General features: G+C 37.8%; 24 protein-coding genes. 15 read left to right on the plus strand and 9 right to left on the minus strand.

Annotated features, from left to right (window positions below; genetic code table 11):
* Window positions 1-159: 159 nt before the first annotated feature.
* The 4 genes from MT391_RS16965 to coaBC all read right to left on the minus strand — a co-directional run bounded on the left by MT391_RS16965 (window position 160) and on the right by coaBC (window position 4,486).
* A complete protein-coding gene (locus tag MT391_RS16965) occupies window positions 160-873 on the minus strand; it encodes a FadR/GntR family transcriptional regulator (protein WP_028869456.1) in 714 nt (237 codons plus the stop codon).
* Between the two features lie 474 nt (window positions 874-1,347).
* Window positions 1,348-2,232: a small-conductance mechanosensitive channel MscS gene (mscS, locus tag MT391_RS16970; RefSeq protein ID WP_084296294.1), complete on the minus strand. Its 885-nt coding sequence runs from the start codon at window positions 2,230-2,232 to the stop codon at window positions 1,348-1,350.
* Window positions 2,233-2,248: 16 nt separating this feature from the next.
* Complete coding sequence (gene slmA / locus MT391_RS16975) at window positions 2,249-2,851, minus strand: nucleoid occlusion factor SlmA (protein WP_028869454.1); 603 nt, start codon at window positions 2,849-2,851, stop codon at window positions 2,249-2,251.
* 396 nt (window positions 2,852-3,247) lie between these two features.
* Window positions 3,248-4,486: a bifunctional phosphopantothenoylcysteine decarboxylase/phosphopantothenate--cysteine ligase CoaBC gene (gene coaBC / locus MT391_RS16980; RefSeq protein ID WP_169727666.1), complete on the minus strand. Its 1,239-nt coding sequence runs from the start codon at window positions 4,484-4,486 to the stop codon at window positions 3,248-3,250.
* 125 nt (window positions 4,487-4,611) lie between these two features.
* On the opposite strand from coaBC, the gene radC reads away from it, so the two are divergent.
* The 4 genes from radC (at window position 4,612) to MT391_RS17000 (ending at window position 6,349) form a co-directional block, all read left to right on the plus strand.
* Window positions 4,612-5,289 (plus strand): RadC family protein, encoded by a 678-nt coding sequence (gene radC / locus MT391_RS16985; protein WP_028869452.1) that lies wholly within the window; start codon window positions 4,612-4,614, stop codon window positions 5,287-5,289.
* 135 nt (window positions 5,290-5,424) lie between these two features.
* Window positions 5,425-5,661, plus strand: coding sequence for a 50S ribosomal protein L28 (gene rpmB / locus MT391_RS16990; protein WP_028869451.1), 237 nt, complete (start codon window positions 5,425-5,427; stop codon window positions 5,659-5,661).
* Between the two features lie 11 nt (window positions 5,662-5,672).
* A complete protein-coding gene (gene rpmG / locus MT391_RS16995; protein WP_025562982.1) occupies window positions 5,673-5,828 on the plus strand; it encodes a 50S ribosomal protein L33 in 156 nt (51 codons plus the stop codon).
* 68 nt (window positions 5,829-5,896) lie between these two features.
* A complete protein-coding gene (locus tag MT391_RS17000; protein WP_028869450.1) occupies window positions 5,897-6,349 on the plus strand; it encodes a hypothetical protein in 453 nt (150 codons plus the stop codon).
* Between the two features lie 54 nt (window positions 6,350-6,403).
* On the opposite strand, the gene MT391_RS17005 is transcribed toward MT391_RS17000, so the two are convergent.
* Window positions 6,404-6,913 carry a hypothetical protein gene (locus MT391_RS17005; protein WP_028869449.1) on the minus strand — a complete coding sequence of 170 codons (510 nt, stop codon included), beginning with the start codon at window positions 6,911-6,913 and terminating at the stop codon, window positions 6,404-6,406.
* 92 nt (window positions 6,914-7,005) lie between these two features.
* Here MT391_RS17005 and mutM point away from each other — a divergent pair, with 92 nt between their 5' ends.
* Window positions 7,006-7,818 carry a bifunctional DNA-formamidopyrimidine glycosylase/DNA-(apurinic or apyrimidinic site) lyase gene (mutM, locus tag MT391_RS17010; protein ID WP_028869448.1) on the plus strand — a complete coding sequence of 271 codons (813 nt, stop codon included), beginning with the start codon at window positions 7,006-7,008 and terminating at the stop codon, window positions 7,816-7,818.
* A gap of 75 nt (window positions 7,819-7,893) precedes the next feature.
* On the opposite strand, the gene ushA is transcribed toward mutM, so the two are convergent.
* The 4 genes from ushA to cyaY form a co-directional block, all read right to left on the minus strand.
* Window positions 7,894-9,552, minus strand: coding sequence for a bifunctional UDP-sugar hydrolase/5'-nucleotidase UshA (gene ushA / locus MT391_RS17015; protein ID WP_211235673.1), 1,659 nt, complete (start codon window positions 9,550-9,552; stop codon window positions 7,894-7,896).
* A 389-nt stretch (window positions 9,553-9,941) separates the two neighbouring features.
* Window positions 9,942-10,415, minus strand: a complete 474-nt coding sequence (gene coaD / locus MT391_RS17020) for a pantetheine-phosphate adenylyltransferase (RefSeq protein WP_028869446.1) — start codon at window positions 10,413-10,415, stop codon at window positions 9,942-9,944.
* The gene (locus MT391_RS17025) at window positions 10,415-10,648 is read right to left on the minus strand and encodes a hypothetical protein (protein ID WP_028869445.1); all 234 of its coding nucleotides are present in this window, start codon (window positions 10,646-10,648) and stop codon (window positions 10,415-10,417) included. Before MT391_RS17025 ends, coaD begins: the two co-directional genes overlap by 1 nt.
* 118 nt (window positions 10,649-10,766) lie before the next feature.
* Window positions 10,767-11,081, minus strand: coding sequence for an iron donor protein CyaY (cyaY, locus tag MT391_RS17030; RefSeq protein ID WP_028869444.1), 315 nt, complete (start codon window positions 11,079-11,081; stop codon window positions 10,767-10,769).
* A gap of 71 nt (window positions 11,082-11,152) precedes the next feature.
* Between cyaY and lptM the strand changes: the two genes are divergently transcribed.
* The 10 genes from lptM to hslV all read left to right on the plus strand — a co-directional run bounded on the left by lptM (window position 11,153) and on the right by hslV (window position 21,478).
* On the plus strand, window positions 11,153-11,323 hold the full coding sequence (lptM, locus tag MT391_RS17035) for an LPS translocon maturation chaperone LptM (protein WP_156916131.1): 171 nt from the start codon (window positions 11,153-11,155) through the stop codon (window positions 11,321-11,323).
* A 61-nt stretch (window positions 11,324-11,384) separates the two neighbouring features.
* Window positions 11,385-12,647: a diaminopimelate decarboxylase gene (lysA, locus tag MT391_RS17040; RefSeq protein WP_028869443.1), complete on the plus strand. Its 1,263-nt coding sequence runs from the start codon at window positions 11,385-11,387 to the stop codon at window positions 12,645-12,647.
* A 75-nt stretch (window positions 12,648-12,722) separates the two neighbouring features.
* Window positions 12,723-13,550 carry a diaminopimelate epimerase gene (gene dapF, locus MT391_RS17045; protein ID WP_182690357.1) on the plus strand — a complete coding sequence of 276 codons (828 nt, stop codon included), beginning with the start codon at window positions 12,723-12,725 and terminating at the stop codon, window positions 13,548-13,550.
* A 141-nt stretch (window positions 13,551-13,691) separates the two neighbouring features.
* Window positions 13,692-14,591, plus strand: coding sequence for a tyrosine recombinase XerC (gene xerC, locus MT391_RS17050; RefSeq protein ID WP_499499160.1), 900 nt, complete (start codon window positions 13,692-13,694; stop codon window positions 14,589-14,591).
* Between the two features lie 20 nt (window positions 14,592-14,611).
* Window positions 14,612-15,319: an HAD-IA family hydrolase gene (locus tag MT391_RS17055; protein ID WP_499499162.1), complete on the plus strand. Its 708-nt coding sequence runs from the start codon at window positions 14,612-14,614 to the stop codon at window positions 15,317-15,319.
* A gap of 162 nt (window positions 15,320-15,481) precedes the next feature.
* On the plus strand, window positions 15,482-17,647 hold the full coding sequence (uvrD, locus tag MT391_RS17060) for a DNA helicase II (protein WP_499499164.1): 2,166 nt from the start codon (window positions 15,482-15,484) through the stop codon (window positions 17,645-17,647).
* Window positions 17,648-17,925: 278 nt separating this feature from the next.
* The gene (locus tag MT391_RS17065; protein WP_499499165.1) at window positions 17,926-18,381 is read left to right on the plus strand and encodes a hypothetical protein; all 456 of its coding nucleotides are present in this window, start codon (window positions 17,926-17,928) and stop codon (window positions 18,379-18,381) included.
* A 138-nt stretch (window positions 18,382-18,519) separates the two neighbouring features.
* Window positions 18,520-20,268, plus strand: a complete 1,749-nt coding sequence (gene argS / locus MT391_RS17070) for an arginine--tRNA ligase (RefSeq protein WP_499499166.1) — start codon at window positions 18,520-18,522, stop codon at window positions 20,266-20,268.
* 2 nt (window positions 20,269-20,270) lie between these two features.
* Window positions 20,271-20,792 carry an SPOR domain-containing protein gene (locus MT391_RS17075; RefSeq protein ID WP_499499168.1) on the plus strand — a complete coding sequence of 174 codons (522 nt, stop codon included), beginning with the start codon at window positions 20,271-20,273 and terminating at the stop codon, window positions 20,790-20,792.
* A 137-nt stretch (window positions 20,793-20,929) separates the two neighbouring features.
* A complete protein-coding gene (hslV, locus tag MT391_RS17080) occupies window positions 20,930-21,478 on the plus strand; it encodes an ATP-dependent protease subunit HslV (RefSeq protein ID WP_028869435.1) in 549 nt (182 codons plus the stop codon).
* The last annotated feature ends 8 nt before the right edge of the window (window positions 21,479-21,486 follow it).

Here is a 21,486-nt window from a genome sequence, read left to right on the forward strand (position 1 = left end):
AGCTATGAATAATGAAGAATATACAATGGATATTTATTACGATTGCTAAGTACCTTAATACAAAGCAAAAAACCGCTATTAGTCATAAACTAACAGCGGTTTTTTGCTTCGTTACCAGCCAGCTATCGCTACTTGTTAAGCAATATTAGCTAAGTAATATTAATTACTAGTAGGAAGACGATGATTAGTGTTTTTCAATAAAATCGCATTTGCTTCGCGCGCTTTATCTGCATCACCAGCCATAATGGCAGAATAAATGGCACGATGCTCACCAATACAAGTGCCGCCCTTCTCTGAAGAATGACTGATAAAACTTCTAAACATGGTACATAAGACGTTAGCAAACGGTAAATAGAAGCTATTACCCGTTGATAAGAAAACAAGACGATGAAACTCCATATCCACTTCCATCCATTTTTGCGCATCGAAGTTTTTAGAAATATAATCCATTTGTTGAAAAGTAGCAGATAACAAAATTCTTTGTTGTGCCGTTGCATTTTTTGCAGCAAGAGCCGCAGCTTCAGGTTCAATGGCTTTTCTTAACGCTAAAAACTCTTGGTAAACGATTTCGTTATCACCAAGGTCGATAACCCAATCCAGTAATTGAGCATCTAAAAAGTTCCAATTGTCTCGACTTTTAACACGCGTGCCAACCTTAGGTTTAGATTCTAATAAGCCCTTTGAAGTTAATAATTTAATAGCTTCACGCAAAGCTGTACGACTAACACTAAATTGCTCACACAGGACCATTTCACTTGGAATAATCTCATTTTGAGCCGCTTCACCAGATAAAATTTTACGTGCAATTTCACGTGCAACTTGAACATGTAGGCTGCGTTTTGATCCTGCAATCTGTATGAATGGGTTATGCATAATTTCTCTTTTCATTTAACAATCAAGGTTTATTATAGGATAAATATAAATGGTTAGATATAACTAACTAAGCCAACAACTGTCAGCTATTAATGTTATACCTTATCAATTTTTATCTCATTATTTAATGACTGATATTATCTATTGACGGATTATCTATTGATGATTTGGCTATTGATTAATTAGCTACTGCAGATACTACACCACTTATCTATTCACAACATATTTTTTGTGGACTTTAAGCTTGATTCAGAGAATCATGATTAAAGAGTGTAGGCGAGATCAAACTTATAGGCTCATTACTTCTCAAAATGAATTGCTCTCAAATATTCAAGGTCACAATATAAGTCCTTAAATATGGCAAATTTCTAATTGTAAAACACTAAAAAGAATGAAGGACAAATAAATGGACATAGCTAAAAACAAAAAACCAGCCTAAAAAAGCTGGTTTTTTATTCTGATAATAGTGATTCACTATTTATCCATATGCACATCCATTTGTGGAAATGGTATTTCGATTCCGGCTTCATCTAAGCCGTTTTTAATCGCTTCCATCAATTCAAAACGAACAGGCCAATAGTCAGGTCCATTAACCCATGGGCGAACCACTAAATTAACACTTGAGTCACCCAACTCCGCGACTGCAACTTGGGGTTCAGGAGACTTTAAAACCGCATTATTGGCTTTAATAACAGCTTCTAAAACGGCTTTTGTTTTTGCTAAATCTGCGTTATAGCTCACTCCGATAATTAAATCAATACGACGAGTAGGCTTACGAGAATAATTGATTATATTGCCACCTAAAATAGCTGAATTAGGTACCACTACATACTTATTATCTGCGGTAGTTAATGTTGTTGAAAATATCTGTACAGATTCGACAACACCCGCTGTACCAGCTGCTTCGATATATTCCCCAGCTTTAAATGGACGCAAAGCAATAATCAAAACGCCCGATGCAAAGTTAGATAAAGAGCCCTGCAATGCTAAACCAACTGCTAAACCAGCCGCACCAATAATCGCTACAAAGGAGGTAGTTTCAACGCCAATTCGCCCTAATGCAGCAATAACAACAAATGCAATAATGACATAACGTACCATATGTGAAACAAAATCAACGATCGTACTATCTAACTTACGCTTTGTTAGAATCTTATGTAATGTGCCAGCGATAAAACGAGCAACCATCAGACCTAAAACAAGTGTTGCAATGGCAAAAACAATATTCATACCATAAGCAATAATAAGCTCTTGATTATCTGCAATCCACTCTACGCTGTTGTTTATTACGTCTACATTTTGTTCAATCGTATTGGCAACTGCATCAACTGCCGAGGCAACACTTCCTTCCTGTGACATAGTATGACTCCTCTAATTAACTTTGTAATAACTGCTTATGAAAAAACAGCCATTGACTTTTAAAATGTTGAGTTGGTTTTTGTTTAAATTGAGAACGAACAAATTGATTAATACGACCTTCTATATAAGCCAATAACAAATTAGCTAAGACACCTTCATCCATATCAAATTTTTGACCATCTGATGTAGGGCGCTCTCGAAGCGTTTGTTTTAATTGGGTTTCAAGTTTAGAAAAAACATGTTCGATACGAAGTTGTAATCGTTCATTTTCACCTAACAATGCATCACCACTTAAAATACGTGTAATACCGGGATTTTGCTCTGCAAAGCCCAACAAAAAATGCACAATATGTTCAATTCTCACAAAGGTATCTTTCTTTTGCTCTTTGATAAGATTGATATGACTAAAAATAGCGCTTTCTGTGAAGTCAATCAACCCCTCAAACATGCGTGCTTTACTTGGGAAATGACGATATAAGGCGGCCTCTGATACCCCTACTTCTGCGGCTAATTTAGCCGTTGTGATACGTTGACCCGGTTTTCCTTCAAGCATAATAGCTAGCGCACTTAAAATATCATCCTTTCGGTTTGCTTTTTTATTATTGTTTTTTGCAACCATCTTAATAACTTCCTTTGTTATCTTTACTTTTCTTTTTATTGTTATTGTCATTATCTTTTTTGTAACTATCTATCTGAATGCACAACGCCACTTTTACCACGATCTGTTTCCTCAAAAATATTCACCCCACGTCACTACTATTTTTATAATAATTAAAAACTAACGGCATCATCATCTAGTGGTTATTAGCTTGAACGCTAATTAACTATGGGTGCAACAAAGCCATTAAATCCATTAGTTTACGCTATGTTTATGGCCAAACCACTAAAAGCGCAATAGCGATGGGCAGCTATATGAATTGCAATCTCTGTCTAACTCAACGATGTTGAAATATAACTTAGGCCCGATTACGATAAAACTAAAAAAACGCATCACTTGTTTTAGCAACAAGTGAGTTTAATTTGTGTCGTTACTCGGGTCTTGAGAAGAAGATTTAAACTGCTCACTAATAACTTTAAGCAGTTGAATAGCAACTTCTTTCTTGCTGCTTAATGCAATATCAAAACGTTGTTTTTTAGAAAAAACAGTCAATGCATTATTATCGCTATTAAACCCTTGATCACTTATTGAAACATCATTAGCAGCAATTAAGTCTAAATTTTTACGTTGCAATTTACCTAATGCATAAGCCTCTACATCATTTGTTTCAGCAGCAAAGCCCACGCAAAAAGGACGATTAACTGCCATCGCCACATCAGCAATAATATCTGGATTTTTAACCAAGGTTAATGTGATTGAGTCAGTATCACTTTGTTTCTTCATTTTTTCGTCATGGACTTGCTGTGCACGATAATCAGCCACTGCAGCACAAGCAATGAATATATCTGCATCAACAATTGAAGCAAGTGCAGCTTGATGCATATCAATCGCACTTTTTACATCTATACGTTTAATACTAGAAGGTAGAGTTAATTGAACTGGTCCAGCAATTACGGTCACATTAGCGCCCATATTTAACGCAGCCTGCGCCAGTGAAAAGCCCATTTTTCCAGAGCTATGATTACTAATATAACGCACAGGATCGATCGCTTCTTGGGTTGGTCCCGCAGTGATCACAATATTAACACCTGCTAAAGATTGATCCGCAGGCGCAAAAAAATCACAACATAATTGAACCAAGTCAGGAACTTCAAGTAAGCGACCAGGACCAACATCTCCACACGCTTGTAAGCCTTGAGCGGGCCCCCATATATGTAACCCACGTGCTTTTAATACCTTTAAGTTTTCTTGGGTTGCAGCCGCTAAATACATCTGTTGATTCATGGCAGGAGCAATCGCAATAGGCGATGGACTCGCTAAACATAACGTTGTAAGCAACTCATCGGCCATGCCAGCGCGTAAACGAGCAATCGCATTAGCAGTGGCTGGGGCAATTAAAATTAAATCAGCCCATTTGGCTAATTCAATGTGCCCCATACCGGCTTCTGCTTGGGGATCTAACAAATCATCGTAAATGACATGCCCGGAAACAGCCTGCATTGTTAAAGGGGTAATAAACTGTTTAGCTGAAGCAGTCATTACAATGCGAACTTGCGCGCCTTGATCAATCAGACGACGGGTTAATTCAGCACTTTTGTAAGCAGCAATCCCACCACAAACACCCAACAGTATCTTTTTCCCTTCAAGGGGTAATATTGACAACATAAGCTTCTCAACAAAAATAATAAAAAATGGGCGTTACAATAGCATAAAAATATTACGCAATATGTGACAACTTCAACTAGATTTAAGGCTCTTATCTTTTATTGAGGTATTCAGATTTGACATCAATAAAACAATGGCCAAAACAAGAGAGGCCGCGTGAAAAATTAATTCAGCAAGGTGCAAATAGTTTAACTGATAGTGAATTATTAGCTATTTTTTTGCGTACTGGTTGCCAAGGAATCGATGTTGTTACTTTATCTCGTCAATTATTAACTGATTTTGGGTCTTTGCGCGCTTTATTTTCTGCCTCTGAAAGCGATTTTTGTGTGCATAAAGGATTAGGACAAGCTAAATATGTACAATTGCAGGCCGTACTAGAAATGTCACGTCGTTATTTACAAGAACCTTTGATGAAAGGAGACCCTTTAACCAGCGCGGCACAAACACAACAATTTTTAAATGCAAAAATGCGAGATTACCCCTATGAAGTCTTCGCTGCATTATTATTAGATAGCCAACATCGTGTTATTCGCTTTCACGAATTTTTCTTTGGAACGATCAATAGTGCCAATGTACATCCACGTATTATCGTGCAAAAAGTATTGCAGGAAAATGCTGCAGCCGTCATTTTAGTCCATAACCATCCTTCAGGTGATCCAACTGCTAGTGAATCAGATAAAAAAATAACTGAAAAACTAGTGAATACACTGCAATTAATTGATGTTAAAATATTGGACCATTTCATCATTGGTGATGGAAAATACACCTCATTTGCGGAAAAAGGGTGGATTTAAAGCATTTATTGTCACAATTGTTGATCTTTTAATCTCAATCATGTATAAAATGCGCCCTCGACGCCTTTGGCGACGGCTAAAAAAGGTGTTCGACTATTTTGCTCGAGTAAAACTAATATTTTTGGAGATTTCGACATGTCTAGAGTATGTCAAGTTACAGGCAAGCGTCCAGCTGTTGGTAACAATGTATCACACGCGAAGAACCGTACACGACGTCGTTTCTTACCTAACCTACAAACACACCGTTTTTGGGTTGAGAGTGAGAACCGTTTTGTTAAATTACGCCTAACTACTAAAGGTATGCGTATCATCGACAAAAAAGGTATTGATTCAGTTTTAACTGATATCCGTGCTAATGGCGTTAAAGTTTAAGGAGCTTACAAATGCGTGATAAAATTCGTTTAAATTCAAGCGCTGGCACTGGTCATTTTTATACTACTGATAAAAATAAAAAGAACATGCCTGAAAAGTTTGAAATCAAAAAGTTTGACCCAGTAGTACGTAAACACGTTATCTACAAAGAAGGCAAAATCAAGTAATTTTGATTTAACCTTAAAAAAACCCAGTTTATACTGGGTTTTTTTATACCTACAAAAAAGGAATTAGCATGCGTTTATCCAAAAAAGGCTGGAATAATGTACTTATTTTTGGTGTTTTGCTGATCATCTTCATCTTTAACTTCAGCCAAGAATTACGTTTATCTTCCAAAACATCGCAGCGTCATGTCATTGCTAATGACTTAACCATTGTAGAAATTGACACTCCTGATTATGTGATAACTCGTGTAGGCCGAAATTGGCAAAGTAAGCCCAATAGAGGCATTTCCAGTGAACAACTGCAGAAGATAGTGAATAACTGGCAAACAGTTCCTCTTGATGTGTTAACGCTCCAAAGCTTACCTACTTCAAGCTTTATTATTAAATTTTTTGTCGCTGAACAGGTACAACCGATTATTGTGCAACTCCACCAGCAGCAAGATGACCAGTATATTTTACAAGTCGATGAACAGCTTTTTCTGTCATTGCCTGCTAAACAGCTAGCACAATTTTTAGGTCAGTAGCCTTCTAGTAAAAAAAATTGACTGTATTTTTAATTAAATTCGAAACTTAATTAATTATGATTTACGGCTTAAATCTCGTGCAAGTATCAGTGATAGACCGATCATTTGTAAAAAAATAGACCAATTTCGTAAACTCGATATAGATTTTTTATATGCACCTTCTCTCTCTTTATAATCTAGATTGGTTAAAAAGCGTTGATCGATCTGCTCTCTTATAAGGTGCTGGTATTGATTGATTTCTTTATTTACAAACTGAAAATCATTTAATTCTATGATGCTAAGTTTACGTTGTAGATGAGCGGAAAAAATAGAAGATAATACAGGTATCAGAGAAGGTTTAATTTCCCCCTGTTGAGTTAACAATAATAAGGTATCTCTTTTTTGTTCAATGGCTTCCATTTGAGACCACAACAATTCAATTTGATTACTGTTTTCAGAAGCACGCATATTAAGTGCGGATAACTTTTCGTTTTTTTCTTCAATAAAAAAATGTGTCACTAATGCGGATGATATATTAAACACCAACCCAATCATTACGATCGCCCAAGTAGGAATATTCTTCATATTATTTCCTTTTAGCATTAACTAATTTTATTAATTGCACTTATTATGCGAATCTAGGGTTTTAATTAATTTTATTTAATAACGAGATCAAAATGCCAGAATTACCAGAGGTAGAAACTAGTCGTCGAGGCATTAGCCCACATATTGTTGATCAAAAAATATGTGGTGTGATACTCCGCCATCATCAATTACGTTGGCCAATTCCTAGTAACTTATTAGCCCTATTAAAAAATAGAGTTTTACTAGCAGTAGACCGACGAGCTAAATATCTATTGCTACGCTTTGAAAATGGCACCTTACTGATCCACCTTGGTATGTCTGGTAGTTTGCGTATTTGCAAATTGGGTGACGAGCCTCAAAAACATGACCATGTTGATTTTGAGTTTCAGCATTGTTTATTGCGCTATACCGATCCCAGACGCTTTGGTGCCATTTTATGGTTAGGCGAAGCACCACAAGAATGTCCCTTATTAAGCATACTAGGTCCAGAACCATTGTCCGAGGAGTTCACGGCAGAAATGCTTTATGAGCAAGCTAAAAATAGAAAAATACCGGTTAAGCAATTTATTATGGAACAAAAAGTGGTGACTGGTGTAGGTAATATTTACGCAACGGAAGCCTTATTTAATGCAAAAATAAGCCCCATTAGAGCGGCCAATAATATTAGTTTAAAGCGTTATCAACGATTAGTTATTGCCATTAAAAAAATATTAGAAGAAGCGATTAAACAAGGTGGAACAACATTAAAAGACTTTGTTGGAGGAGATGGTAAACCAGGCTATTTTCAACAAACGTTACATGTATACGGTAAAACAGGGGAATTATGTCCTAGCTGTGATAAGCCATTAACATCAGTGAAATTAGCAGCCAGAAACAGTGTCTATTGTAGTCACTGCCAACATTAAAAAATAAAGGCTTGTTGCAGCTCCTGTAAATAATTAAGCTATGCAACAAGACCTTTTATTATCTATCTGAATAGATTATTTATAATTAATTTCACCTGCAGCATCATAATCAGAAACGTTTAAAGGTGTATGTGACTCAAGATAATCTTTTAATACCTCAGCATCTACAAATCCAGTATTTACAAAGCCAGCATGATTTGTAATTTTAGGATATCCATCGCCACCAGCTGCATTAAAACTTGGAATGGTGAAGCGATACGTTTGCATTAAATCAATGGCTTTTCCGTGGATTTTCACTTCACTTACAGAGGTCTTACTAACAACCATACTAATGCCATAGAATTGAGCATAGGCGCCTGTATCAACAGGTTTAGTTGCAACTGCATTAAGATATTCTATGACTTCAGCACCTTTCATATCAACGTACGTTAATTGATTTGCAAAAGGTTGTACTTTTAAAACATCTTTATAGGTAACGCTACCCGCTTCGATTGAATCACGCACACCACCAGAATTCATCACACTAAAATCTGCCTTAGCTCTTTCTTTATGTGCTTTAGCAATTAATCGACCAAGGTTGGTTTGTTTAAAACGTACCACATTACGGTCACCTTCAAGTTTGCCATTAATTTCGGCTACTTGGTTATTCAACTCAACCTGACCTTTTTCTTGGTAAGGAGCCAAAAATGCTAAAAGTGCTGGATCTTGTGTGATCTGTGATTGAATCAAAACACGTTTTGATTCGCCATCCACTTTTACTTTTTTCACTAAATTAACAGGAATTAAGCGGTAACTGACTAATGCTAGTTCGCCGTTTTTAAATTTATAATCTGCGCGTCCAACATATTTACCCCACTCATGAGCTTGGACAATGTAGGTACCATTTTGTTTGTCTGGTACACAGTCGTCACCGGGTTTAAATTGACTATTAGCAACATTCACACTCTCCATACAGACAGGCTCTTGTGAGTGCCCACCCACGATCATATCAAGTGCACCTGCTGGTAATGAACGAGCAAGAGTGACATCTCCAGGTGCATTAACACCAAAGCCTGCATCTTGATAATGCCCCATATGCGTGACAGCAAAAATCAAATCGGGTTGTTCATTTTTTTCAAGTTCAACGATAACCTTAGCGGCTTCTATTTTTGGGTCACGAAAGTCAATACCGCTAATGTATTCTGGATTACCAATTTTAGCCGTGTCTTCTGTTGTTAACCCTATAACTGCGATCTTTACTCCTTGTTTAACAAAAACCTGATAAGGCTGGAATAAACGCTGACCTGTTTTTTTATTATAGATATTCGCCGACAGCATTGGGAAGTTTGCCCACTGTCCCTGTTTTTCAAGTACAGATAACGGATTATCAAATTCATGGTTACCTAATGCCATTGCATCATAACCAATCATACTCATGCCTTTAAAATCTGGCTCTGCATCTTGTAAGTCAGACTCTGGTACTCCTGTGTTGATATCACCGCCCGAGAGTAATAAAACACTACCTCCTGCCCCTTCAACTTCTTGACGAATTTGATCAATTAAGGTTTTACGCGCAGCCATGCCATACTCGCCATGGCGATTTTGCCAAAAGCGACCATGATGATCGTTAGTATGTAGTACGGTTAAATCGTAGCTTTTATCGGCTTGCCATTGTTGTTGTGGAGCAGAAGCACATCCCCAAAGAGCAGCACTGAAAAGAGTGGCCAATATGATCGGCTTAACGCTTGTTCTCATAATCATTCCTTTTTTATGTATCAAGTGACTTGGTGTTTACTATCTACTATTGAAGATGGGGTCGACCACCAGCACGATAAGTAATTTTCAGAACCTGATTAAAACAGAAGAGACCTTTGTCATTACAAAGGTCTCTGGTTTAATTTTATAATACCAATATGCCTGAGCATGCGTTCAAATATTGAGCAGAGAAAATGAATCAACTTAAGGCAGAAGTGATGCATTTTTACCAACAATATTAATCAACTAGCGGAATTGGTATAGCTAGAAGTAGTGTATGCAACTATGACAATGCTTAACAGCATTGTCATAGAGAAATGATACAAAAAGAGATAAAAGTCCCAAATGAGCTGATTCTAGTTGGGACTTTTAGACAAATAACAGCGTTTTTACTGTTGGTCGATAAATGCTTGTTGCACACATGCTGGTGCTAATAAGCTAATATCACCTTGATGTTTAAAGACTTCTTTAACGATGGTTGAAGATATAAAAGCAGTTCGAGCATGCGCAGGTAATAAAATAGTCTCTAATTCAGGATTCAGAGTGTGATTTACTTGCGACAATTGAATTTCATAATCAGCATCAGTCCCACCACGAATACCACGAATTAATGCCTGTGCTTGATGCGTTTTTGCAAACTCCGCCAACAAACCATTGAATGGCACAATCTCCACACCATTAAGGTGTTTAGTGGCTTCGAAAAGCAAATTACAACGGGTTTGTAAATCAAACCAAGGCTTTTTGCTACTATTGATAGCCACCGCAACAATCACCCGATCAGCTAAACAACTCGCACGAGTAATAAGATCAAGGTGGCCATTAGTAACGGGATCAAATGATCCTGGAAAGACAACTGTATTCATTATTTATCCTCTAGAGGTATCGTATATTTTTTTTGCTCATTCTCTTGCTCAACCATCGGCCAATAAAACTCAAACCAAGGTTCTGATTGTTCAGCCCTTAAACTCGCTTTTGGAAATTGAATCGAAAAATGACTGTGCTTAAATGCTTTTAATGAAGTTGTTATTTCAACATCACTGGCGAGCCAAAAGCACACCAAGAAAACAAAAGGGTAACCGAAAAAAAGTTTAAACATATTTAATGACCGCTTTTACTGTTTAAAATAGTGATTTAATAATGACTACTTAAATGACAACCTTCGCGTTATGCAATACAAAAAACTAATCAGAAGCGATTCAGATTAGTTTTTGAAGCTATTCAAAAATTATTTTTTCACCTGATTGCTTAGTGATCGCAGCAGATAAGAAGCTTAAAAATTCCGCCCCACTTCGGTCATCAATCCAGAAGCCATCCTTAAAATCATAATGATGACCATTTTCTAATGTAGCTAACCACACTTGATGCAATGGTTGTTGGCGATTAATAATCAACTTAGTTCTATTCTCAAACTCTAAAGTTAGCAAAGCACCATTTTGGTCATAATCTATATCAGCGCCTGATGCTTCAATGTTATCTTCGATTTTTTGGTACAACATATCCGCTAATTCAAGAAATTCGCTATCCGTCATTTACTTCTCCTTTGCTTTTTACCGATGAAATGCGATTATAGAGGGCTAAAAATATTTAACTAGGAGAAGGTATGAAAAAACTGAATTTATCGTTAATAGCCCTGCTTTTTTCAAGTTTATTGATAGGTTGTGGCATGAAAGGCCCACTTTATAGAGAAGCGCCACCTGCACCTAAAGAACAACCAGTGCAAACCAATGCAACCGAAGCAGAAACAACAGATGCCTTAAATACTTCACAATAAAACATGCATGAAGGCAGTGACAATAACCAATAAACTACAGAATCAACAAAAGGATTTCAAATTGGATCATTTTAATTACCATAGCGATGGCCGTCTATTAGTCGAAGACACTGCAATTGAAGATATCATCAAGAAATCAGGTACGCCTGCGTATGTTTACTCTCGAGCGACTATTGAGCGTCATTGGAAAGCTTTTGATAATGCAGCGGGATCTCATCCTCATTTAATTTGTTACGCAGTTAAAGCAAACTCAAACCTAGGTGTACTTAATCTAATGGCTCGCTTGGGTTCAGGTTTTGATATTGTATCGGTTGGTGAGTTATTGCGTGTTATTCAAGCCGGCGGAGACCCTAAAAAAGTTGTTTTCTCTGGTGTAGGCAAAACTGAAATTGAAATATCGACTGCATTACAAGCAGGGATCCATTGTTTCAATGTTGAATCTATCTCTGAGTTGTACCGTATTAATGAAGTCGCTGGCTGTTTAAACAAGAAAGCCCCTATTTCGATTCGAATTAATCCGAATATTGATGCAGGTACGCACCCTTATATTTCTACGGGATTAAAAGAAAATAAATTTGGTATTGAAATAGAACAAGCATCGACGGTTTATAATATTGCTAATGAATTGCCTTTCTTGGAAGTAAAAGGTGTAGATTGTCACATTGGTTCTCAACTAACTGAAATTGAACCATTCTTAGAAGCATTAGATAAACTACTTATCTTAATTGATAGCCTAGCAACACAGGGTATTACAATCGAACACTTGGATTTAGGGGGCGGCTTAGGCGTTCCATATAATGGCGAAACACCGCCACAGCCAGCACAATACATGCACGCTATTATTGAGCGTATGAACGGCCGTAAACTCAAACTTATTTTCGAACCAGGCCGTGCAATCATGGCCAATGCTGGTATTTTAGTGACTAAAGTTGAGTTCTTAAAATTAAACGACCATAAGAACTTTGCGATTGTTGATGCTGCTATGAATGATTTAATTCGTCCTGCATTATACAGTGCGTGGCAAAATATCATTCCGCTTAATAATAAATTAAACGATCCTGAAACACGTCCAAGTCGAGTTTACGATGTTGTTGGTCCGATCTGTGAAACCGGTGACTTTTTAGGTAAAGATCGTTCACTAACCATTGCAGAAGGCGATCATTTAGTGATCCGTAGTGCAGGCGCTTACGGTGCAACCATGAGTTCAAATTACAACTCGCGTTGTCGCCCAGCAGAAATAATGGTTGATGGTGATAAAGCCTTTGTTGTCCGCCAGCGTGAAAAACACATTGAGCTATGGCGCGGTGAGCATGTTTTACCTTAGTTATAACTTATGCGCTATCTCAGGGAGTCTTAACTCCCTATTTTAATAGGTTTTATTGGTAAAAGTAGAGCGAAGATGAATATTGAATTTTCTAAAATGCACGGCTTGGGTAATGACTTTATGGTTATTAACAATGTCACGCAAAATGTCTTTCTATCTAAAGAGACGATCTGCAAATTAGCAGATCGTAACTTTGGCATAGGCTTCGACCAATTATTAATGGTTGAACCTCCCTATGATCCAGACTTAGACTTTCATTACCGCATCTTTAATGCTGATGGTAGTGAAGTAGAACAATGTGGTAATGGTGCTCGTTGTTTTGCGCGTTTTGTTAAATTAAAAGGATTAACCCACAAACGGGTGATTAACGTCAGTACAGCAAAGGGTAAAATTCAGCTAAAAATAGAACAAGATGGCAATATTATTGTGGACATGGGCAAGCCTATTTTAGAGCCAGCAAAAGTACCTTTTGAAGCACAGAAAGAAGAAAAAACATATATTCTACGTGTTGAAGACCACACTGTGCTATGTGGCGTGGTTTCAATGGGTAACCCACATTGCGTTGTACTTGTTGATGATATAAAGACAGCTCCAGTTGAAACATTGGGCCCTTTACTAGAAGTACATGAACGCTTTCCAAACAAAGTGAATGTTGGTTTTTTACAAATAATAGACCGTGATTTTGCAAAGCTACGCGTATGGGAGCGTGGCGTAGGTGAAACCTTAGCTTGTGGCACCGGCGCTTGTGCGGCAGCTGTGGTTGGTCAATTACAAGGTAAATTAGATACACATTGTCGTATTGAATTACCCGGTGGTGAGCTCCGATTTTTTTGGCAGCCAGGACAAAGTGTGCGCATGAGTGGTCCCGCTGAGTTTGTGTTTGATGGGCAAATTCAAATATAAACAGATTCTGTTATTATTTTATAACGCACCATCGATAACGTTTACTCTAATGATGTAATGCTAAAACAACGATATTAAAAAGTGCACGGTTAATTCATTTGAGAATTGGTTTATGCACTTTTTTATTATCTAGGATTGACCATGAGCTCCTTATTGCCAGATACACAACGCTATTTATTACATATTGCTAGCCAACGTGGCTTAAGCCCTGTCACTATCAATAACTACCAACGCCATCTTAATGAGTTTATTGCATTATTAAAGCTTCAAAATATACACACATGGCAACAGCTTGATACACACCAAGTACGCTTATTAGCTAAACAGTTACATCAAAATGGTATTAAAGCACGCTCCATTGCCACCAAACTTTCTGCATTACGCTCTTTTCTAGAATACCTAGTTAAGAACGATCAACTTACCTTTAATCCCGCTAAAGGTGTTGCAGCACCAAAATTAGATAAGCCGCTACCTAAAAACATCAGTGTCGACGATATGGATCAGCTATTAGATATTGATGGCGATGATCCACTTACCATTCGAGATCATTGTATGATGGAGCTCATGTATTCTTCTGGGTTAAGGTTAAGTGAGTTAGTGGGTATTAACTTAAAAGATATAAAGTTATCGGAAAAAGAGATAATGGTCACCGGTAAAGGCAGTAAACAGCGCTTATTACCTATCACTAAAAGTGCCGTTAGTACCATTAGACTATGGTTAAAGATCAGACCTGAATTTGCGGAAGCCGGTGAAACAGCACTATTTTTATCTAAACAAAAAAGACGAATTTCAGCGCGTAGTGTGCAAATGCGGATGGAAAAATGGGGACTACAGCAGGCATTACCAAGCCACGTTAATCCTCACAAATTGCGCCATTCATTTGCAACGCACATGTTGGAATCCAGTGGGAATCTGCGTGCGGTACAAACCCTACTAGGCCATGCTGACCTAGCCACTACACAAATTTATACGCATTTAGATTTTCAACATTTAGCAGAAGTGTATGACAAAGCACACCCTCGCGCTAAGCGTAAAAAATAATATTATTAACAGGGATAAAAATGAAATTTTATAGACCCCTTCGCCCTTTCAAAGCAATTAGCTTTGATTTGGATGATACCTTATATGACAACCATCCGATCATCATAAAGGCGGAAGCGGACTTCCTTGTCTATTTGCGTACAACCTATCAGCAATTAGCAGAGTTAGATGCCCGTAAATGGGCGTTATATAGAGATTTACTGGTAAAAGAAAATCCGGCATTACAACATGATGTATCGCTATGGCGTAAAGAAATAATTCAACGCATCATGGTGGTTTATGGTATTGCAATGGTTAATGCTATTAAGTATGCCGATAGTGCATTACAGGTATTTCTGCAATTACGCAGTGATTTCACGGTGCCAGAAAAAAGTATTAAATTATTACAACAACTCGCATTGCACTACCCTGTGATAGCATTAACCAATGGTAACGTGAATGTGGAACAGATCGGTCTCCATGATAAATTTAAATTTGTGATAAAAGCGGGCAATGGATTACGCAGCAAACCACATTTAGATATGTTTCAACAAGCAGCATCAAAGTTAGATATCAAGGTAGAGGACATTTTACACGTGGGTGATCACTTGATCTCAGACGTATATGGGGCACAAAATAATAAAGCACAAGCAGTTTGGTTTAACCCTAACCATACAAAACTTGATCGTGCCAAGTTACTACCGACTTTGGAAATGAACGACCTACAAGACTTATTAACTATTTTATAGCCCGCTATTTATCGTTCAGGTTAATAGTTCAGCGACTATCAATAATCATTACCACGGTATTTCAGCAGAGGTTCTTTGGCATATACTACAACATAGAATATTCACATTTATGCGATGTTTCGGTATAGTTCCTTTCTACTGAATAAATAAACAGGCATTTTTATGGACGTATCTTACCTTATCGATGATTTAAATGATCATCAACGCGCTGCCGTATCAGCACCAGAACAGAATATGCTGGTATTAGCCGGCGCCGGTAGTGGTAAAACACGTGTTTTAACCCATAGAATCGCATGGCTTATGCAAGTTAATCAAATACCTACCTACGGTATTTTAGCGGTTACCTTTACCAACAAAGCAGCAAAAGAGATGCGTGGACGTATTGCTGACATTTGCCCACAGCAAATTGGCAGTATGTGGATTGGTACTTTCCATGGTATTGCCCATCGTTTATTGCGCTTGCATCATCAAGAAGCTAACTTACCAGAGCAGTTTCAGATCATTGATAGTGATGACCAACAAAAAATGGTTAAACGTATTATCAAAAGCTTAGGGTTAGATGAAAAATACTACCCACCAAAAGAGCTGCAGTGGTATATCAACGATAAAAAAGACGAAGGGTTACGTGCTAAACATATCGACCCAGGTTTTGGCGTACAAGATAAGCATCGCTTGCAAGTCTATCAAGCCTATGAAGCCGCTTGCCAATTAGCTGGATTAGTGGACTTTGCAGAATTATTATTGCGAGCGCATGAGTTATTATTAAATAACGCCGCACTATTGCTTCATTATCAACAGCGTTTTCAACATGTTTTAGTTGACGAGTTTCAAGATACGAACAAATTACAATACGCTTGGTTAACACTATTAACTGATAACAATAATTACCTAACCATTGTTGGTGATGATGATCAGTCCATCTACGGTTGGCGCGGCGCAGATATTGAAAATATTCAACGTTTTTTAAAAGAGAAAACGTCACCCGTTACTATTCGTTTAGAGCAAAATTATCGCTCTACAGGCAATATCCTAAAAGCCTCAAATCAATTAATTCAAAATAACAGCGATCGTTTAGGAAAAGTTCTGTGGACTGACGGGGATGATGGCGAGCCAATATCCATCTATAGTGCCTTCAATGATTATGATGAAGTGCGTTACGTCACCAGCCAGTTGCAAACATGGGAAAAGGCAGGTAACAAACTCAGCGAATGTGCCATTTTATACCGCAGCAATGCTCAATCGCGTTTATTTGAAGAACAATTAATGGCACAGCAAATTCCTTACCATATCTATGGCGGGCAACGTTTCTTCGACCGCTTGGAAATTAAAGACAGCATCGCCTATTTACGATTAATGAATAACCATCAAGACGACGCAGCATTCGAACGAATTGTTAATAAGCCTAAACGAAAAATAGGTAATACTAGCTTAGATAAAATAAGAATTTGTGCCCGTGAGCAAGGTTATACGCTATGGCAAGCTAGCCAATACTTAATTGAAAACAAACAATTAAGTCCTGCTGCTAAGGCGTCATTAAGTGGTTTCTTAACTTTAATTAACCGCTTTAAAAATGAAACCTCAGAATTACCTTTATTCCAAATGGTGGATCACATCAATAAACACTCAGGTTTAGAGGCGATGTATGAAGCTGAAAAAGGAGAGAAATCCCGTAGCCGAATCGAGAACTTACAAGAATTAGTCTCAGCGACTAAAGGATTTGTTATTCCAGAAGAAGAGCAAGAGATGGAAGAGTTGACTGCCTTTTTAGCTTACGCAGCTTTAGAATCAGGTGATAATCAAGCCGATGAGTTTGAAGATGCAGTTCAATTAATGACTATGCATGCAGCTAAAGGGTTAGAGTTTCCACAGGTATTTATTGTTGGAGTAGAAGAAGGCATGTTCCCTGGGCAGCAATCAGCCACCGATGAAACACGAATGGCCGAAGAACGCCGCTTATGTTATGTAGGCTTAACACGAGCAATGACGAAATTAACACTTTGTCATGCAGAAAGCCGCCGTTTGTATGGACAAGAAAAATTTCATGCACCGTCGCGTTTTATTAGTGAGCTTCCAGAAGAAAATATCGAATATATTCGGTTAAAAACTCAAGTTCGTAGAGCGCAACCGGTTATACAGAAGCCCAAGCTAGCCATCACTCAAGATATTCAGGGATTCAAACTAGGACAACAAGTGATGCACCCCAAATTTGGAGAAGGGACGATTACAGCGCAAGAAGGTAGTGGTGAAAATAGTCGTTTACAAGTCCACTTTATGGGTGTGGGTAGTAAATGGTTGATGACAACCTATGCTCGTTTAGAGGTCATATAATCAACGCTAGTATCCAAATTAGTGGCTAAATAATGCGTATTGCTTGATAACGGGCATGAATGTCTCGATTTTGCTATGTAGCGCGAGTATAACGCTTATCTACATTGGCGATTTATCTAACGTAATCAACAAAGTTAAAGCAAGATCAAAACTGTGATTATGATTCAATAAACAAGCAGTTTTGATCTTTATAACATGCTAAAAAATAAAAACTAATTACACTGGTTTAGTGCCTATTTTTAATAGTTACGCTAAGCACATAATACAGGGAGTGAATTATGCGTTCTAAACTGATCAAAGACTTTTTAGTTTATATTGAAGACTGCCATAAAGCCTTAGCCGATCTTTATCAGCGATTGGGTGTAGAAGCCAGCGATCGAAAAACGAAATTATTGTTAGAATACATGAAAAACAGAGAGCAAATCTCTCACCTAAATTTACATCAATATATTAAACTCGCTCCCGTTAGTTTATTAGATACTCTGCTAGATAATTTCTTCGACCAAAGTTTCCCCCAACGCTGTAAAGAGCTTGAACTGAAAACAGATTTAGAGCTAGAAGACATTGTGACCTTAGCAATACAGTTAGATATGCAATTAATTGAAGCAATGAAAGCGGTCGCTAGTAACAGCCCAACTTTAGAAGCAGAAACGGCTATCGGGCAATTAACCAGTAAAGAAGAAGAAATGCTGTATCAAGTTGTCATCGCCAGTCATGAATTTGAGTACTTATAGTTTCATCTGCCGCTAATATTAAAAGTCTTCCCAATATTGGACTTTTAAGGCTTGTTATTAACTTCCTCGCTAGTCTTCACCAACGATAAACGGTAGAATCTGACTACTTTATTTGTCGAATCAATTGGTGAGTTACCCATGAAAGCATTAATCCAAATCCTACTTGAACAAGCAGTTGCTTCTTTACAGACACAACAAATTTTACCTGCCGATGTTCAACCCCGTATAACCATTGATCGCACCAAAGACAAATCACATGGCGACTTTGCTAATAACTTAGCATTAATGCTAGCAAAACCAGCAAAACAGAACCCGCGCGGACTTGCCGAGCTAATTGTAAAAAACTTACCGGCTTCAGAGCTAGTGATTAAAACAGAAATTGCAGGGCCTGGTTTTATTAACTTTTTCATCAACCCACATTACATCGAAAAACAAATCGATAGTGCTTTTGCTAATGAGCGTTTAAATGTTGAATTAACGAAGACACCGCAAACGGTAGTTATCGACTACTCATCACCTAACCTTGCCAAAGAAATGCACGTAGGTCATTTACGTTCAACAATTATCGGTGACTCAGTAACCCGTACACTAGAGTTTCAAGGACACAATGTTGTCCGTCAAAACCATGTTGGTGATTGGGGAACTCAATTCGGTATGCTATTAGCATATATGGAAGAGTTACGTGCAAGAGGCGAAGAAATTAATAAAAACCTTGCTAACCTAGAAGTATTCTATCGTGCAGCAAAAGGCCGTTTTGATGAATCAGAAGACTTTGCTAACCGTGCTCGTGATTTAGTGGTTGCATTACAAAGTGGCGATAGCGAATGCTTAGCATTATGGAAAGAATTTAAAGATATTAGTATTGCACATTGCCAAGAAGCATATGACCGTTTAGGTGTCAGCTTAACGTTAGATGATGTCCACGGTGAAAGTGCTTACGATAAAGACCTAAGCGTTGTAGTAAGTGACTTAGAAAAAAAAGGCCTATTACAAGAAAGCCAAGGTGCTAAATGTGTTTTTTTAGATGACTTCAAAAATAAAGAAGGTGAGCCACTTCCAGTTATTATTAAGAAAAAAGATGGCGGCTTTTTATATGCTACTTCTGATTTAGCAGCGATTCGTTACCGTCAATCAGTATTAAATGCCGATCGTGTTTTATACTTTGTAGATGCACGCCAAGGATTACATTTCCAACAAGTATTTGAAGTGGCACGCTTAGCAGATTTTGTTAAAGCAGGCACGACACTTGAACATATGCCATTTGGTACTGTCATGGGTGAAGATGGCAAACCCTTTAAAACACGTGCAGGTTCAACGCCTAAATTAGCTGATTTACTAACAGAAGCAGAACAACGAGCTTATCAATTAGTAAAAGAAAAGAATCAGGATATGGCAGAAGATGAATTACGCCATATAGCATCAGTTGTTGGTATCTCTTCTGTGAAATATGCGGATTTATCAAAAAATCGTACCAGTGATTATACCTTTAGCTTTGACAGCATGTTAAGTTTTGAAGGCAATACAGCTCCTTATTTATTATATGCTTACACTCGTGTTGCAAGTATTTTTAATAAAGCGGGGATCGAATTAAATAGCATTACAGCAAACGTTTCTTTTACTGAAGAAAAAGAGATCGACTTAGCGAATAAGCTGATGCAGTTTAATGAAATTATCGACCAAGTGGGTCAGCAAGGCATGCCACACTTTTTATGTGCTTACCTGTTTGAGTTAGCCGGTTTATTCTCAAGCTTTTACGAAGCTTGCCCAATATTAATTGCTGACAATGAAACACAAAAACAAAGCCGTTTAAAACTGGCTGCTTTAACGGCTAAAACGCTGCAACAAGGGTTAGCGCTGTTGGGCATTAACACACTGGAACGTATGTAATAATGGCCAAAGTAACACGCAGAAAACCCGCTAAACGGGGAGCTAATAAAAGAAATAACAAACGGAAGCCTAATCCACAAGGGTTTCCGTATATTGCTTGCTTTTTTGCACTCGTGTTAATTGCTTTTATTGGCTATTTTGTTTTTGCTGTTGATAAACCGACTGCTCAAGTAAAACCTAAAAAAGCAACGGTCAAAAATGAAGAAGTTCTGCCCGAAAAGCCTCAACCGCAGTGGGATTACGTTGATATATTAAAAACCAAAGAGGTTAAAGTAGAGATCCCTGAACAACAAAAATCAACTCAACCTTATCAAATGCAGTGTGGTTCGTTTAGACAACAAGGGGATGCAGAATCTTTAAAAGCTAAAATAGCCTTCCAAGGATTAGAAAGCCAAGTTAAAAAAACGGGTAATTGGTATCGTGTGATATTAGGTCCTTACGAACGTAAGCGTTTAGCTGAAAAACAACGTCATAAACTACAACGAGCCAAAATCAACGGCTGTCTGATATGGTTCTGGCGTTAATCATTTAATAGGAGAACTTAGGTTCTCCTTTTCTTTATCTATTTCCCCTTGAATTCAATAAAAACCACCCCATTTTATATTTATCAGCCAATATATTTGGCCATTCATTTAGTTAATAAACAACAAAAGGGTTCAATATGACGACTATTGTTTCTGTACGACGCGGTAATCAAGTGGTTATCGGTGGTGATGGTCAGGTATCACTCGGCAACACCGTAATGAAAGGCAATGCACGCAAAGTACACCGTTTATACAATGATCAAGTCATTGCAGGTTTTGCTGGCGGTACGGCGGATGCTTTTACTCTTTTAGAACGTTTTGAAGCCAAGCTACAAGCCCATCAAGGTAACCTTGAGCGTGCCGCAGTGGAATTAGCCAAAGATTGGCGTACGGACCGCATGTTAAGAAAACTAGAAGCTTTATTAGCGGTTGCCGATAAAAAGCATTCATACATTATTACTGGTAATGGTGATGTAGTTAGACCTGAAAATGACTTAATTGCAATTGGTTCAGGTGGTAATTTCGCACAATCTGCAGCAATGGCTTTATTAGAGAATACTGACTTATCCGCACAAGAAATAGTTGAAAAAGCCTTAACTATTGCAGGCAATATATGTGTATTTACTAACACTAACCAAACGATTGAATGTATCGACATTGATGCTGAAGAAGCAACAAAAAAATAGGAATACAC

This window comes from Vibrio sp. 1-Bac 57 (genome assembly GCF_037546855.1).
GTDB lineage: Bacteria > Pseudomonadota > Gammaproteobacteria > Enterobacterales > Psychromonadaceae > Psychromonas.

Bases quoted from the DNA above. Each gene is read 5' to 3' on its own strand.
- coaD (WP_028869446.1), bottom strand. From the start codon at position 10,415: ATGAATACAGTTGTCTTTCCAGGATCATTTGATCCCGTTACTAATGGC.
- mutM (WP_028869448.1), top strand. From the start codon at position 7,006: ATGCCAGAATTACCAGAGGTAGAAACTAGTCGTCGAGGCATTAGCCCA.
- lptM (WP_156916131.1), top strand. From the start codon at position 11,153: ATGAAAAAACTGAATTTATCGTTAATAGCCCTGCTTTTTTCAAGTTTA.
- MT391_RS17025 (WP_028869445.1), bottom strand. From the start codon at position 10,648: ATGTTTAAACTTTTTTTCGGTTACCCTTTTGTTTTCTTGGTGTGCTTT.
- rpmG (WP_025562982.1), top strand. From the start codon at position 5,673: ATGCGTGATAAAATTCGTTTAAATTCAAGCGCTGGCACTGGTCATTTT.
- ushA (WP_211235673.1), bottom strand. From the start codon at position 9,552: ATGAGAACAAGCGTTAAGCCGATCATATTGGCCACTCTTTTCAGTGCT.
- dapF (WP_182690357.1), top strand. From the start codon at position 12,723: ATGAATATTGAATTTTCTAAAATGCACGGCTTGGGTAATGACTTTATG.
- uvrD (WP_499499164.1), top strand. From the start codon at position 15,482: ATGGACGTATCTTACCTTATCGATGATTTAAATGATCATCAACGCGCT.
- MT391_RS17005 (WP_028869449.1), bottom strand. From the start codon at position 6,913: ATGAAGAATATTCCTACTTGGGCGATCGTAATGATTGGGTTGGTGTTT.
- MT391_RS17065 (WP_499499165.1), top strand. From the start codon at position 17,926: ATGCGTTCTAAACTGATCAAAGACTTTTTAGTTTATATTGAAGACTGC.
- rpmB (WP_028869451.1), top strand. From the start codon at position 5,425: ATGTCTAGAGTATGTCAAGTTACAGGCAAGCGTCCAGCTGTTGGTAAC.
- argS (WP_499499166.1), top strand. From the start codon at position 18,520: ATGAAAGCATTAATCCAAATCCTACTTGAACAAGCAGTTGCTTCTTTA.
- xerC (WP_499499160.1), top strand. From the start codon at position 13,692: ATGAGCTCCTTATTGCCAGATACACAACGCTATTTATTACATATTGCT.
- MT391_RS16965 (WP_028869456.1), bottom strand. From the start codon at position 873: ATGCATAACCCATTCATACAGATTGCAGGATCAAAACGCAGCCTACAT.
- MT391_RS17075 (WP_499499168.1), top strand. From the start codon at position 20,271: ATGGCCAAAGTAACACGCAGAAAACCCGCTAAACGGGGAGCTAATAAA.
- cyaY (WP_028869444.1), bottom strand. From the start codon at position 11,081: ATGACGGATAGCGAATTTCTTGAATTAGCGGATATGTTGTACCAAAAA.
- MT391_RS17055 (WP_499499162.1), top strand. From the start codon at position 14,612: ATGAAATTTTATAGACCCCTTCGCCCTTTCAAAGCAATTAGCTTTGAT.
- MT391_RS17000 (WP_028869450.1), top strand. From the start codon at position 5,897: ATGCGTTTATCCAAAAAAGGCTGGAATAATGTACTTATTTTTGGTGTT.
- hslV (WP_028869435.1), top strand. From the start codon at position 20,930: ATGACGACTATTGTTTCTGTACGACGCGGTAATCAAGTGGTTATCGGT.
- slmA (WP_028869454.1), bottom strand. From the start codon at position 2,851: ATGGTTGCAAAAAACAATAATAAAAAAGCAAACCGAAAGGATGATATT.
- mscS (WP_084296294.1), bottom strand. From the start codon at position 2,232: ATGTCACAGGAAGGAAGTGTTGCCTCGGCAGTTGATGCAGTTGCCAAT.